Source organism: Paenarthrobacter nitroguajacolicus (genome assembly GCF_031455195.1).
GTDB lineage: Bacteria > Actinomycetota > Actinomycetes > Actinomycetales > Micrococcaceae > Arthrobacter > Arthrobacter nitroguajacolicus_D.
Genome location: NZ_JAVDSH010000009.1, coordinates 20,154 through 34,486, shown reverse-complemented (window position 1 = coordinate 34,486; position 14,333 = coordinate 20,154). Strand labels below are relative to the sequence as shown.

The 14,333-nt window shown below is 59.7% G+C and carries 11 protein-coding genes; 6 read left to right on the top strand and 5 right to left on the bottom strand.

What is annotated here, in order from left to right:
• Position 1 precedes the first annotated feature (1 nt).
• From J2Y68_RS17240 to J2Y68_RS17230, 3 genes are all read right to left on the bottom strand, one after another.
• The gene (locus J2Y68_RS17240) at positions 2-514 is read right to left on the bottom strand and encodes a hypothetical protein (protein WP_309995110.1); all 513 of its coding nucleotides are present in this window, start codon (positions 512-514) and stop codon (positions 2-4) included.
• Between the two features lie 108 nt (positions 515-622).
• Complete coding sequence (locus tag J2Y68_RS17235) at positions 623-1,201, bottom strand: DUF1349 domain-containing protein (RefSeq protein WP_309995108.1); 579 nt, start codon at positions 1,199-1,201, stop codon at positions 623-625.
• 81 nt (positions 1,202-1,282) lie between these two features.
• Positions 1,283-2,806, bottom strand: a complete 1,524-nt coding sequence (locus J2Y68_RS17230) for an S-layer homology domain-containing protein (protein ID WP_309995106.1) — start codon at positions 2,804-2,806, stop codon at positions 1,283-1,285.
• A 139-nt stretch (positions 2,807-2,945) separates the two neighbouring features.
• Here J2Y68_RS17230 and J2Y68_RS17225 point away from each other — a divergent pair, with 139 nt between their 5' ends.
• Positions 2,946-3,746, top strand: a complete 801-nt coding sequence (locus J2Y68_RS17225) for an alpha/beta fold hydrolase (protein WP_309995104.1) — start codon at positions 2,946-2,948, stop codon at positions 3,744-3,746.
• An 86-nt stretch (positions 3,747-3,832) separates the two neighbouring features.
• On the opposite strand, the gene J2Y68_RS17220 is transcribed toward J2Y68_RS17225, so the two are convergent.
• Positions 3,833-4,909 carry an LCP family protein gene (locus tag J2Y68_RS17220; protein ID WP_309995102.1) on the bottom strand — a complete coding sequence of 359 codons (1,077 nt, stop codon included), beginning with the start codon at positions 4,907-4,909 and terminating at the stop codon, positions 3,833-3,835.
• A 96-nt stretch (positions 4,910-5,005) separates the two neighbouring features.
• On the bottom strand, positions 5,006-6,739 hold the full coding sequence (locus J2Y68_RS17215; protein WP_309995101.1) for a hypothetical protein: 1,734 nt from the start codon (positions 6,737-6,739) through the stop codon (positions 5,006-5,008).
• An 878-nt stretch (positions 6,740-7,617) separates the two neighbouring features.
• Here J2Y68_RS17215 and J2Y68_RS17210 point away from each other — a divergent pair.
• The 5 genes from J2Y68_RS17210 to J2Y68_RS17190 all read left to right on the top strand — a co-directional run bounded on the left by J2Y68_RS17210 (position 7,618) and on the right by J2Y68_RS17190 (position 14,323).
• Positions 7,618-8,898 (top strand): glycosyltransferase family 4 protein, encoded by a 1,281-nt coding sequence (locus J2Y68_RS17210; protein WP_309995099.1) that lies wholly within the window; start codon positions 7,618-7,620, stop codon positions 8,896-8,898.
• 110 nt (positions 8,899-9,008) lie between these two features.
• Positions 9,009-10,646 carry a glycosyltransferase gene (locus J2Y68_RS17205; RefSeq protein WP_309995097.1) on the top strand — a complete coding sequence of 546 codons (1,638 nt, stop codon included), beginning with the start codon at positions 9,009-9,011 and terminating at the stop codon, positions 10,644-10,646.
• On the top strand, positions 10,646-11,533 hold the full coding sequence (locus J2Y68_RS17200; protein ID WP_309995095.1) for an ABC transporter permease: 888 nt from the start codon (positions 10,646-10,648) through the stop codon (positions 11,531-11,533). The genes J2Y68_RS17205 and J2Y68_RS17200 overlap by 1 nt, the downstream gene beginning before the upstream one ends.
• Positions 11,520-12,410 (top strand): ABC transporter ATP-binding protein, encoded by an 891-nt coding sequence (locus J2Y68_RS17195; RefSeq protein ID WP_397335274.1) that lies wholly within the window; start codon positions 11,520-11,522, stop codon positions 12,408-12,410. Before J2Y68_RS17200 ends, J2Y68_RS17195 begins: the two co-directional genes overlap by 14 nt.
• On the top strand, positions 12,407-14,323 hold the full coding sequence (locus tag J2Y68_RS17190; RefSeq protein ID WP_309995092.1) for a glycosyltransferase family protein: 1,917 nt from the start codon (positions 12,407-12,409) through the stop codon (positions 14,321-14,323). The genes J2Y68_RS17195 and J2Y68_RS17190 overlap by 4 nt, the downstream gene beginning before the upstream one ends.
• Positions 14,324-14,333: the final 10 nt, after the last annotated feature.

The following is a 14,333-nucleotide window of genomic DNA, read 5'->3' as shown; positions in this document are numbered from 1 at the left end:
GTTAAGAGAGCTCGAATCCGGGGTGCCCAGTGGTCCGCTCCGCGCTGTGCACGTGCAGGGCGTGGCGCATCGCCTGGCGGTTTTCTTCAGCCGGTTCAGGCTGGCCGGCGACGCGGTACAGGTCGGCGGCCCACTGAAATTCGTCGGCAGCGGCGCGGAACCGGGCTTCGTCAAAGAGCCGCCGGCCGATGTGGTGGCGGACGTAGGCTTCCTCTTCCGGTGTTCGGACTGTTCGGAGTGCCTTTTCATGGAGCACGGCGGCGTCATGCCAGCGGTACTGGCGCTGCTTCACCTGGGCAAGGATCAGGAGCAGCTCCCGGCGGTCGGTTGAATCGGGGAGCAGCTTGAAGCCCTCGTCCAAAGCCTCCGTGTCCCGTCCGAGCAACGCCAAGTATCTGATGCGTTCCACCGGTGGACACTCACCTGCCAGGGCAGCCTTCAATGCGTCGCGGTTGATCACCACGTCGCGGAACGTCGCAGGGTCAGTACGCCAAAGACTTGCAGTATCTTCCACCGTGATGCCCCCCATAGGACTGTTACGGAGCCGCTGAGTTGCAGCCTCGATCATCGGGCTGCAGAAGACTCCATAATCTCACGAACGGTCAGGCTGGCAAGTTCCGCGTCAGTGAAGGTGGCTGTCCGGGGGAGTGGTCCGCCAGGTGTGGAACGGGACAGTCAGTCCGGCCCGCGTTGGCGCGCAGGTGAACGGCCCGGCGACGGCGATCAGCTCGGGATCCAGCGGCACAACCCGCACCAGTTGGAGTTCCCCGCCGTTTGCCGCGGCCCGGATGGTGAGGGCGTCGCCCACGCGGCTGATGCGTATACGGACACGGCCGCCATTCCAGTCCGGAACAGGCGCCAAGGACCAGTCCGAGAAGCGGTCGGTGACAACCGCACCCAACTGGGCGGCGCCGTCGGCGAATTCCACGCCGGCCTTGATCCAGTGCTCCGGGCCGACCCGCACGAAGATGCCCGCCTGGTCGAATTGTTGGGACAAGGCGGCGGTGAATTCGACCTCCATGGCGCTGTCCTGCGGGAAGGGTGCCAAGAGGGCGTGTTCGGTGTCGTGAATGAACCCGTAGGACGTGATGCGCCAGGCGTCGCTGCTCTCGGCTGCGGTCACCAGCAGGTCACCTTCCTGCTCGACGACGGCGGCCGGCTGGTTGGTCCACTCGCCGCGGCTCCATGGAATGTCAGTCATCGTCGGTCTCCTTGTTCCTGTTGTCGCGCAGCAACCGGCGGGCCCTGGCACTCAAGCCACGGCCCGCCGTCGTGCGTTTATTTACGGGTGGCCGGGCAGTGTTTCGCAGGCGATCCGATCCTTATCGCGATCAAGATCTGCAACATCGCCGTACCACGGATAGTACTTGTCGAACCAGTCCTGGGCCTGGCGCCAGGTGCTGAAGCTAGTGCAGTTAACGCTGTCGCCAGGGTTCGCCGGCGGCTGCGGCGTGACCGGCGGCGGGGGCGTCACCGGAGGCTTCGGTGCGGGCGGCGGCGTCACGACGGGCGGCGGGGGAGGCGAGCAGGTGTTGCCCGTGATCCCGCCGGTGCCACCGTTGACGAACCGGTACATGAACGCGGCCATCGCATCACGCGCAACTGGCTGGACGGGGTTGTAGGCGCGGCAGCCGTAGCCAATATCCCAACCAGTGGAGATGCCCTGGGCTGCCAGCCACGTGATCTGCTTGTAGAACTGGCTGCTGACGGGGACGTCCTGGAATGGCGACGTGCCAGGTGCCGTGAAGGCTGGGTTGCCTCCATAGCGGTAGAGGAATGCGGCCATGGCGTCGCGGTTGATCGGGCTGAGCGGACGGAAGGTCTTGGTGCCGTTGGCTTCGGTCCAACCCGTCGAGATGCCGCTGGCGGCCAGCCAGGTGATTTCCTTGTAGAACTGGCTCGACGGCGTGATGTCGCTGAACGGCGACGTCGCCGGGGGAGTGAAGGCGGGCTTCTTGGCCAGGCGGTAGAGGAAGGCGGCCATGGCGTCACGGTTAACGGCGTTCAGTGGCCGGTAGGTCCGGGTGCCGTTGGCTTCAACCCAGCCGGTTGAGATGCCCTGTGTCGCAAGCCAGGAGATTTCCACGTTGAACTGTGTGGAGGAGTTGACGTCACTGAACGTGATCGGTTGCGTGGGGGCGGTCTCAATGGCGATCGCCGGGACGGCGACCTGAGTTGTGCCGCACGAGCCCTGAAGTGCGTTTGAGACAGCAGCCGATTCAGCTGAGTCCATGGTCAGTTGCCACCGGTACTTCACCAGCACCCAGTCCGTGGCGTACCTGCAGGCGGTTCCGGCCAGCGGCGGCATCCATTCTGCAGGGTCGCGGTCGCTCTTGGACTGGTTCACGTTGTCGGTCACGGCTTCGAGGCCGACGTCAAGGGTGAGGTCGTTGGCGTAGTCACGTCGCTGCGCGGCCGTCCACGCGCTCGCGCCGGAACCCCACGCTTCGGCGAGCGGTACCAAGTGGTCAATATCGACGTCGGACGCGTTGGTCCACGTCGCGCCGTCGTACCAGGAGTTCCATTGGCCAGTGGCCACGGTGCAGTTACCGGGATTGAACGTCACCGGCGTCAGCGACTCCTGCTGGAGCACCTCTGACCGGGTGTCGCAGCCGTCGTTGTCAGCGTCCACCCAATGCTGGAAAAGGTCGCGGTTGTACCCGGTGTTTGTTTCCTGGGTGACGGTCAATGAAGAGAAAAGAGTTGCGACGCTTGCCGTGTCTGAGGCGGTCGCGGTTTGCGGCAAAAAGACAGCCGCCGACGCGGTCAGCGATAGGATCGCCAACCACGAAAGAGCCTTAGGCATCTGGGTTCCCCATATTCGATTAGTGCGCTCTGAGCAGCGCATACATCATGGGATCGTACCGGCGCGGGCCAGCTAATCAGGAACCTTGCAGTGGTGTGACGCCCGTGTTTCCTTCCGGCGCCGGGCGTACGCTGGGCACATGGAGTCCGGGGTGAGGACGCTGGCTTTGGACACGGGGATCAGCGTGCCGTGTTACGTGCAAGGTAGCTTCGAGGAAACGCACGACGACGGCGGCGCACCGTTGCTTCTATTGCACGCCTGGGGCGAATCCTGGCGGAGTTTTGAACGGCTGATTGCCTCGCTTCCTGATTTACTGCTGGTAGCCCCCGACTTGCGGGGGCACGGAGGTGCTGACAAGCCTTTGGGCGGTTATTCGTTGGACGAGGTGGCACGTGATGCTGTGGCGGTCCTCGATGCGCTGGGCGTCCGCCGGGCGCACCTAGTGGGGTCCTCCAGTGGGGGATACGTGGCGCAGCAACTGGCCGTGATGTACCCGGATCGGGTTTCGTCGCTGGTGTTGGTTGGAGCGCCCTTGAGCCTGCACAGTAGGCCCGCCTTCGCTGATGAGGTGGAGGCTTTGGCTGATCCTGTGCCGGAATCCTGGGTTCGGGAATCGCTGTCCTGGTACCGGCTGCTGCACACAGTGCCCGCCGCTTACATCGAAGACCGTGTCCAGGATGGCCTGGCCATGCCGGCGTCCGTGTGGAAGGCGTCGCTGCGGGGGTTTTGCGAGGCGGTGCCACCCACGGAATCCGGTCAGATCTCGGCGCGCACCCTCATCCTGTGGGGCGCCCACGATCATCTGGTTCCGCGTCACCATCAGGAGACCCTTGCCGCGCGTATCCCTGGCTCCCGGCTGAAGATCTACCAGGAGACCGGGCATCTGGTGTTGTGGGAATGTCCGGAGCGGGTGGCGGGGGATGTGGTGGGGTTTCTGTAAGTTCTTGGATTCCGGCTGCAGTGAAAAAGCAAAACCCCACGAACGGAGGACCGTTCGTGGGGTTTGGATGGTTTCAAGGCTGCTGGTTAGTTGCCCTTTTCGAGGGCGTGCGCAGTGACATAAGCCCCCAACTGGTCCTTGGAGAGCGCTCCCGCAATATCCGTAATAGCAGTGGTATCCGCTACGACAATCGACTGCCCATCAGCGGAAGTGCCTGTACCGAGAGTGGGTAGCGTGAACATCACGGTGTCATTCGCCCGCAGGTCCTTCATTCCCAGTGCAAGGCTGCCAATCGCCGCGGCGTCGAAGCCCTTATCGACGCTGATAAATGGGGACACTGCACTCACCATGCTGTTCACCGTCACTGGGTTGGTGAGCGTTTCACGGGCGATGGTCTTGCTGATGATCGCTTTCATGTATGCCTGCTGGTTGCGCACACGCTGGTAGTCGCCATCACTGAAGGACTTTCGTTCCCGGACGAAGGCGAGTGCTTCGTCGCCGTTCAGCGTCTGCTTACCGGCTTCGTAGAAGTGGCCTTTCATTGGTCCGGATGCCGGCGCGAAGGGGATCTTAACGTCGACTTCCACGCCACCAACAGCATCGGTCAGACCCTTGAATCCTTCGAAGTCCACCATTGCTACGTGGTCGATCCGCTGCTGGAACAAAGATTCAACAGTCTGAACCATAAGCGGTACGCCGCCCAGGGCGAGGGCGGCATTGATTTTCGATTCGCCGTGACCCGGAATATCGACCCAGAGGTCACGCATGAGGGAGACCGCGTAGACGTTCTTACGGTCGGCAGGGATGTGGACCAGCATGAGCGTATCGGCCCGCTGATCGGTCGCCGCCTGCGTATCAACATCCAGATCGGCCGTGCCTCGGGTGTCGCTACCCATGACCAGCACGTTCATCGCCGCAGTGCCGTTGACGGGCTCTGCCTTCTGGGGACGCGTTGACTCTTCGGGGAAAGCTGCGTCGATCTTTGTGGTTCCGGAGTTGAACGTCTGTGCCAGATTGAAGATGTAGGCGCCGCCGATCAGTCCCGCCACCAGGACTGCGGCAGCGAAGCCAAGGAGCACGTTCCGGGCGGTTTTCTTACCGCTCTTCTGACGTCTGGGACGGGACTCTGCAGAGGGAGTTTCAGTATCTGTCGGGAGCGTCATGTGTTCCTTGGTGTCGGTATCAGCAGAGTCGATTCTATCAAGGGTGCGATTGGGGTTGCCTCAGGAACCTCTCGAGCGAAGCCGCTTGCCTTGTGCTTAGGAGAGCAGTGAATTGAATTCCGTAGCTTTCGCACCCCAGCTATTCGTGACGTTTACGGAGAATACCTTGCTTTTTCCTACGCTTGTGGGGCCGACGTTGACGGAGATCATTTCGAGCTGGGGGTTCATTCCGTGCTTGACCCCGTATGAAGGGTCGAAGCCGTCCGCTTTGGCCGACTTCCGGCTCTCTTCTCCGACTTTATTCGTCCAGGCCAGAGTGGCCGTACTTCCCTCCAGATTGAACCCGACAATTTCAAGGGTGCCCGCGCCGGGCTGAAACGTCACGTCAGTGATTATGGGTGTGGTTAGGCCTGCTTCGACCTGCTTCTTGAGGGTGGTTCCGGTTCCTTTGCAGGTGTAATACGAGTCCCACATGAATGAAATGACCTTACGGGCGGCGGCGACTTGTTGAAGCTGCCGGTCGACCCTCGCCTTCGTTGTCTGTCCCCGGAGGCTGTCACCACAGGGATTCTGCTTGGTTACGGGCGCCATCCCCTCCAAATTTGCCCAAAGGACGGCGCCGGTACCCTTTATCCCTGCTGCGGCGGCTGTGAAGTAGTCCTTGTTGGGCGCGAGATATTTGCTGTTCCAAGCCCCTTGGCCAACGATGGTGGCTGCGTAAGGATCAACCGCGGAAGCTGCGTCACTGGGGGAAAACGCGCCACCCTTGCCCGTGCCCATTCCATCCTGAATGGCGATGTTGAGCTGAACGCCGGCCGCTGTTTGGGCCATCCGGCGAATTCCCCTCCGCGCATCATCGACGCTGATGCCTGATTTATCGACACGCGCATCGATGTAAGGACTGATAATCGCCTGCCGGGTTGGAAGGATGCGGTGAATTGCATCGTTTTGGCTTGCGTAAAGAGCAAACACGGAGTCGAACGTTGCGCTGTCGGTGAGGGGCATCTCGGTGTGATGGTAGAACCCGGCCAGGCCTGGCAAGTCATTTGCGTCAGCTTGGTACTTCAAGAACCGGTCTGTGAAGAGGTCAAAAATCGCCTTATAGGAGAAATCGGGCAGATAAGGTAGATCAGATCGTTTTGCTGGTGCCGGCAGGCCGGCAAAGTACTTCAGGCCGAGCTTTGTCGCTGCCGTTGCAAGGGAGTTGGAAGGGTCTGTAGAGGACGCAGGAGTTCCGCCAGCTATCACGATGTTGTATTTGTCATCGCTTGATGTGCACGTTTTTCCCGCGTTCGGGAGGACGAGGACCGTGTACGACTGTCCGTTGTTGGTGACTTGTCTGTCACCAGGACACTGCAGCGCTTCAGGACCCCACTTGCTTGCGTCGAGGAATGTGAAATAGCGCTCAACGGTTCTGGGCCCAGCGGCGACTCGGGCGCAACTCTTGCCGTCAACGAGGCAATCAGCAGGAAGGTCCTCGGCTGTCGCCGGCTGCAGAGTGGATCCAAAAGTTATGACGGTGTCGCCGCCGAAAGCCTTGATGTCCTGCAGCTTCCCAAAGTTTGTCGCGTCACGGGAACTGGCCGATATGAAGTAGCCGCTTATGGGGAAGTTTGGCTCCACTGCGACCGGAGTTGGGACGTCGGCGGTATCCGGAGGGGCACTGCTGGACTGATCTGTAGTAATAACGCTCGCCACCCCTGCGCCCACGAGCAAAACCGCGAGTGCAAGGAGTCCGGATATCAGGCGGACATATTTGCGACGTACTCGACGGCTCTCGATCAACTTCGGAGGTGGCATCTTGTCCTTGGGGTCGGCTTGCGCAGACACGACTCTAGCAAGGACAGCGGAGGTCGGGTCGCAGAGGAGCACCTCCCGTGTCGACGACTTGTCAGAGTAGTGTCGCGAGCGGAGCTAATCCATACGATAAACTAAGTCGGGCCGCCCTCCGATGGTGGACGTCCGCGCGCCGTCGTGACAGAGATGGCGGAGCATGTCCCGAGTGCGGAAGCACCGGACCAAGATACAACGGGGGAAAGATGGGAAAGGCAGTCAGACGCTTTCAAGCGGCAAGTGCCGTCCTAATGCTGGCCATTTTCGGGTTTTTTGGGGCCCAGCCTGCCGTGGCTACGGAAACGAACCCAGGTCCGGGTAGCGAACAGTCAGGGGAATCTCCGAGTCCCGAACCTAATCCGATTGATCCGCTACCAGTCGATCCCATCCCCGGGAACCCTGTTCCTGTAGACCCACCCATAGTCCCAACGGACCCAAGTCCTGCCCCGACCGATCCGACGCCGGCCCCAGTGCCGCCGCCTGTCGTCCAGCCAGTCGCTCCAGTTGCCCCGCCGGCTGTGGTTCCGGCTGTACCTCCTGTGGTTCCTTCTGCATCCCCGGAACCTACGACAACAGCTCCCTCGCCAGAGGAGAGTCCGGCAATCGGTGAACCAGTATTTCCCATCGAGCCGGAGACGTCAGTGTCACCGGAGCCAACGCCGACGCCTACCCCTATAGCGACCAAGACGGCTGCCCCGCCCGTGGTGAGCGCCGACCTTGCCGGTCCTTTGAAAGTAGCGCTGGCTCCAGTAGCTGAGAACAACCCTATTGTTCAGGGAGCCACCGTCTTGGTGCTTCTTCTGTTGGGCGCCGCATACTTCCGTGCTTTGCGATCCAAGGGTGTTCGTAGGCCCCGCCTCAGTGGCAAATAGACCATGAGCAACTCCCTCCCAGGGGATAGCGCTGAGCAAGACCCGGTTGAAGCGCCCTTGCGCCTCATGCTTCTCACCCACTCCTATTGGCCAGAACACAGTCCGCCCCAGCGTCGATGGGGTGCATTGACCCGCGAATTCCGTCGTGCAGGTTGGCGCATCGACGTCGTCGCGCCGGTAGCGCACTACCCCAATGGCCGCCGGAATTTGCCCCGGCGGCAAGCGGGTTTGGCTTTCAGTATCCAAAGGGGACCGCACGGTGAGAACATTCGTCGTGTTCCCTACCTCCGCCACATTGGGACCTCTTCAATGGCACGGCTCATTGATCAGGTTTTTTCCGCCGTGCTGTCGGTTCCTGTGGGGCTCTCGGGCAAGAAACCCCATGCTGTCCTCGCGACGGCCCCCAGCCTCCCAACGCTCGCTGCTGGCTTGGTTCTGTCCAAGCTGCGCCGGGTTCCTTTCATTGTGGAGATGCGTGATGCTTGGCCGGATCTGGCACGTGACGCCCGCATCGTCCAAGGCAGTGTGAAGAGCATCGTTGAGCATGTTGTGGAGTTCGTCCAACGTAGGGCCGACCTAGTGGTTACGGTCACCGAAGGCTTCGCGGACACGCTCCGAGCCAGGGGAATCCGCAACGTCATCACTGTGAGCAACGGACTGGACCTGAGCACCATGCCCTTCCTCGAGCCCCCGCCGCTGGAACGCGAAGGCTTTCATGCGCTCTATTTGGGTAATCACGGTAAGAGCCAACGACTGGATATTTTGATCAGGGCAGCTGCTTTGCTGGGCGAGGGCTTCCATCTGACGTTGGTCGGACACGGAACCAGCCGGCCGCAACTGGTTAAATTGGCACGGGAACTGGATGCTCCGGTGACGTTTTACCCGTCGCTCCAAGGACCGGCGGTCATGGATAGATACCGTGAAGCCGACACCTGCATAGTGTCCTTGCGGGATGACTGGAAGTCATTCGAAACCACGGTGCCGTCAAAGACGTACGAAGTGCTGGCGATCGGCCGCCACGTCACAGCCATTGTCCGGGGCGAAGCTGAGCGCATCATTTTGGATGCGAAAGGCGGTGACGTTGTTGCAGCCACCGTCGAGGCGGTGGCTGACCTGTGGCGGGAACTTTCAAAGGACCGCGGCAGACTAACGGCGGGCAAGAGCGGACGGGAATGGGTGGAAAACCATGCTGAATACTCCAAGCTCGCGCTGACCTATATGAATCACATTGCACAGCTTGTTGGTCAGGAAACCAGCGCACGCTGTCAGGACGGTGAGGCGTGAGACCTTTCCTTAGAAATATGGCCCTGGCTTTCAGTACGGTCTCAGAGCACCGTCGTGAAGCGCCATTTGTGCTCGCCCTTCAGGTCCTTAGGCGTCTTCCGTCAAGAATCGTGCGACCGTTGGCGCGCACACTCTCAGGGGCAATTCCTGATTCCACGAGCCCGTTCCTGATGATGGCCAGCCATGCTGCAGGTGACGGCGAGGCATTGAAGCGGCGGTTCCAGAACGCCCATGCCAACGTGAAGTCTTCAGAGCACGCCCGGAAAGCCGCAGAGGTGGCATTGGCGGCAGAGCAGGCCGACTGGGCGGACACCTTCCTCCACGCCGCCGCTTCCAGCCCGCACGCAGCGGCAACCACGGCGCGTCGACGCTGGTACGCCGGCGATATGAACGGGGCCGTCCAAGCCCTCGAAGGCCGGCCTGGAAATATGGCCAAGCAGCAGCGCCGTTTGTCTTCCGAGCTCAGCGTCTTTGAGGGTTGGCGCCCGTCCTTGAAGACGGCCGTTTCCAGTTCGCGCAATAACCGGGTCCTTCATCTCCTGACGAACTCCTTGCCTCACACCGGAAGTGGGTATGCAAGACGAACGCATTCGATTTTGACGGCGCAGCAGGCCGTGGGGTGGGAAACTCTGGCCGTGACCCGTATCGGGTACCCCGTGCAAATTGGTGTGCTCACTGCCAAGGACACGGACGTCGTGGATGGCGTGACCTATCAAAGGTTGTTGCCTGGCAAGATGGCCAAGACCATGGACGGTCGGTTGCAGCAGCAAACGGAAGGACTCTTGGCCGTTGCCCGGGACTTCAAGCCGAGTGTTATTCACACCACTACACACTTCGTAAATGGCCTCGTTGCTGGTGAGGTTGCTCATGCAATTGGTGTGCCCTGGGTTTACGAAGTCCGTGGCCAGCTCGCTGATACCTGGGCTTCCACCCGGGGAGCGGAATCGCGGAACAGCGAACGTTACCAACTGTTCATGGAGCGCGAGGCCGAAACCATGCGGCGTGCTGACCTGGTGGTGACACTGGGGGAAGCCATGAAGCACAACATCGTGGCTGCTGGAATCCCCGAAGAGAAGGTGCTGATCAGTCCTAATGCGGTTGGTGGAGACTACTTCAGCGTGCCGATGTCGCAGCAGGACGCCCGGGGTGTCCTCGGTCTGGACGCCGGGCTGCTGTATGTAGGCACTGTGAGCAGCTTGGTTGATTACGAGGGCATCGATGACCTCGTCACAGCATTTGCGTTGCTCGCCCCGAGGCTGCCAAGGTTAAGGCTGCTTCTGGTGGGTGACGGGACCTCTGCCCCTGCTCTTCGGACCCAGGTGCAGCGGTTGGGGCTCGCAGGGAAAGTCGTGTTCACCGGGCGTGTTCCTGCTGAGCAAGCCAAGCTCTACCACCAGGCCTTGGATGTATTTGTGGTGCCCCGCAAGGATCTATCTGTTACCCGTTCCGTAACTCCGTTGAAGCCAGTGGAGGCCCTGGCTTGCGCGCGACCTGTGGTGGCCAGCCGCCTCGAGGCCCTTTGCGAGATAGTGCACGATGGCGTCACCGGCCGGCTTGCCGAGCCGTCAGACCCAGTGGGGCTTAGTGAGGTGTTGCTGGAATTGCTGGAGGATGAAGGTTTGCGCAAGCGTTTAGGAGCTGCTGGAAGGCAGGACGTGTTGGCTACGAGAACATGGAGCGCCAACGCACACGCATATGCACAGGCGTACAGTGCTGCGATTTCCAACCACAATAGAAAGGCCAGCTAATGTCGGCTAAGAAGGCACTTTTGCCAGAGCCCGCGGTGGTGCAGCCGAGGGCTGTGGACATGCGGCGGCTGACGCGCGTGGGTGCCCGCCCCGGTTTCCTGGACTATCTTGTTCAACTGTGGGACTTCAGGGCGTTTATCTTCTACGATGCCAGGGCCCGCGTTCAGAGCGGAACGCGCCGCGACCGCCTGGGCAGTGCGTGGTTGTTGCTGAATCCGGTCTTCAACGGGCTGACGTACTACGTGATTTTCGGCATGCTGCTCCAGACAGGTCACGGTATCGACAACTACGTTGGCTACCTCGTGATCGGTATCTTCATCTTTCAGGGAACTTCCGGTGCCATTACGAGTGGTGCCAGATCGATCCACAGCAACAAGTCAGTCGTTCAAGCCTTTAATTTCCCTCGTGCAACCCTGCCCATAGGGGTCAACATTCGGGAAATGATGGCGAACTTCCCGCTGATTCTGGCGATGCTTTTAATCATCACTGTTGTACCGCCGGTTGAAAAAATCTCATGGCTTTGGCTCTTGATAGTTCCTGCGTTGGCTCTCCAAGGAATCTTCAATTTGGGCGTCGGGCTCATACTTGCGCGCATTATCTCCCGTGTGCACGATGCAACTCACTTACTGCCGTTCTTCATGCGCGCCTGGATGTATGGATCCGCAATCTTTTACTCCTACGACCGCTTCGTTACGCATCCGGACATTTTGGCGCTACTCAAGATGAACCCGTTGTTCAACGTCATCGACATAATTAGAAACTGCGTACTTTATGCGCAAGCGCCTACGTGGCAGTCTTGGGCGACGCTTGCCGTTTGGGCTCTTGGAGCCCTTCTTCTCGGCATGGTCTTCTTTTGGCAGGGGGAGGAATCTTATGGTCGTGGCTGAGGAGGTACTGGATGTTGAGGGTCACCCTTGCGTGGTGGTGGACCGTGCAGCCATGGAGTATCGCGTCGTTACTACAGACTCTGAGGCTGTTGCGAAGGAACGGCGTGAGACGAGCTTGCTGGGACGTTTGTCAAGGCGCCCGAACACTATAACCGTGCGGGCGTTGCACGAGTTGTCTCTTGTGGTGGAGCGTGGTGAGTCGGTGGGCATCATTGGGCGAAACGGTTCGGGCAAGAGCACGCTTATGAAGCTCATTTGCGGGCAGGTAAGGCCTTCTTCCGGTGCGGTTTTTGCCTCCAGCACGCCAATCATGCTTGGAGTGAATGCGGCCCTCGTCGGCGATCTTTCCGGTCACCAGAACGTAGTTCTAGGCTGTCTTGCCATGGGTATGAGCCGTCGGGAGGTGTCCGCTAAGTTCGCCTCGATTGTGGAGCTTTCGGGACTTAAGGACTCCATCTATCTGCCTATGAAATCGTATTCGTCGGGTATGGCATCCAGGCTTCGCTTCGCCATTGCTGCGAGTATTGATCCCGAAATTCTGCTGGTCGACGAGGCTCTGAATACCGGAGATGCCCAGTTCGGTGATAGAAGCAAGCGCCGCATGGACCAACTGCGCGAACAGGCAGGGTGCGTTTTCATTGTGAGCCACTCATTGGACACCATCACCAGCATGTGCAGCCGTGTTGTGTGGCTGGACATGGGCCACATGATCATGGATGGAGATCCGGCCAAAACGGTCAAGGCGTACCAGGATTTCACCGGCAACCTGGCAAAAGGAAACGGTATAACTGCTGCAAGAATCCGTGATGACGCACGGGCTAGTTTGCAAATGACAGAAGTGTTGGCCAGAAGTAAGATGCGTAGGAGCCGGGCATGATCTACACAGTAGGTGATTTGCGGAAAGCCGCTTGGCACTTTCGGGCTGGAGGGTTCCAGCAGATGCAGACGTGGCTCAAACGTCAGCGCGCACTCAACGTTAATAAGACTGCTGCTAAAAATATCGAGGCTCGCGCGGCGGTCTCTATAACCAGCGGTGAAAAACAGCGACGCCTGACCTTCCCGGCCTTTGACTACCCGCCGGCGCGCGCGCGACGGGACGATCTGACAGTGGCTGTGATTCTCGACGACTTCTCAGCCAAAGCCTTTACCTATGAATGGAACCTCGTCCTCCTGTCGAAGGATCGATGGTTACAGCAGCTCCAGGAGCAGCGCATCGATTTCCTGTTCGTCGAGTCGGCATGGGAGGGCAACGGCGGTTCCTGGAAGTATCAGCTGACTGGGACCAGCGGGCCAAAGCAGGAATTCCTGAACCTGATGCAATGGTGCCGCGATAACAGTATTCCGACAGTCTTTTGGAACAAAGAAGATCCACCTCACTTCCATGACTTCTTGCCGGCGGCCCGTGAGTTTGACGTCGTCTTTACTTCCGACGAGAACAAGCTTCCGGACTACAGGCAGGCGCTTGGACACAACCGCGTGGATGTACTCCCCTTTGCGGCGCAGCCGGCAATCCACAATCCCGTCCGACCAAGGGAAGGGCGTCACTCCCGCGATGTGGCATTTGCCGGAATGTATTTTGCCCATAAGTACCCTGAGCGTCGCGAACAAATGCACGTCCTGCTTGCCGGGGCCATGGAGGGATCCGACAGGGTTAAACACGGACTGGAGATCTTCTCCCGGCAATTGGGCGGGAATCCTGACTATCAGTTCCCCGCACCTTATGACTCGCGCGTGGTCGGATCGCTGACGTACGACCAAATGTTGACGGCCTACAAGGCCTACAAAGTCTTCTTGAATGTCAACTCAGTTGTTGATTCTCCGTCCATGTGTGCACGTCGAATCTTTGAGATAACAGCGTCCGGCACGCCCGTTGTGACGACGCCCAGCCCGGCTTTGCCGCGATTCTTTCCCGATGGCGAGATCCACAGTGTCTCGACTAAGGACGAGGCTGCAAGCCTAATGAGGGCCTTGATGAGGAGTCCGGAGCTCAACGATCGTTCCGTGCACCTTGCCCAGCGAAGAATCTGGAATGAGCATACCTACGCTCACAGGGCTGAGAGGGTGGTAGCGCTGGCTTTGCCCAGCCAATCACTACCAGTGCAGGCGGAATCCGTTAGTGCGTTGGTATCCACCATTCGTCCCCACCAACTGGAGCATGTTTTCCGGACTATTGGCTCACAGCAGGGTGTCAACGTGGAATTGGTTCTGTTGACGCATGGTTTCAAACCCAGCTGGTGGAAAATCTGGCGTTTGCGCCGTAAATACGGCGTGCGGCAAGTAACGCTTCTCCACGAGCCCAGGTCTGTCACTCTTGGCACCTGCCTCAATCTCTGCGTGGCAGCGTCAAGCGGCTCCATTCTCACAAAGATGGACGATGATGACTACTACGGGCCCAACTACCTGCAGGACCAAGTCAACGCGTTGATGTTTTCTGACGCGGATGTCGTAGGAAAACTGGCTCATTACATGTACATCGAAGGTCGGAACGCCACACTGCTGCGGTTCAAGAACATGGAGCACAGGTTCGGCCATATGGTTATCGGAGCAACCATTATGGCCCGACGTTCTGTTTTCGAGCGCCACCCGTTCAAGGAGCTTGGGCGCGGCGAAGACACCGCATTCATGCGGGCGGTCAGCGATGATGGCGGCAAGATCTACGCCTCCGACCGGTACAACTACTACGTACAGAGGTCGGCTTCCGGCCACACCTGGACTGCATCGGATGACGAGCTTCTTGCCTCCGGCGATGTTCAGTTTTGGGGCAAGCCGACGGAACACATCACTCTTTAGCACTCAAACA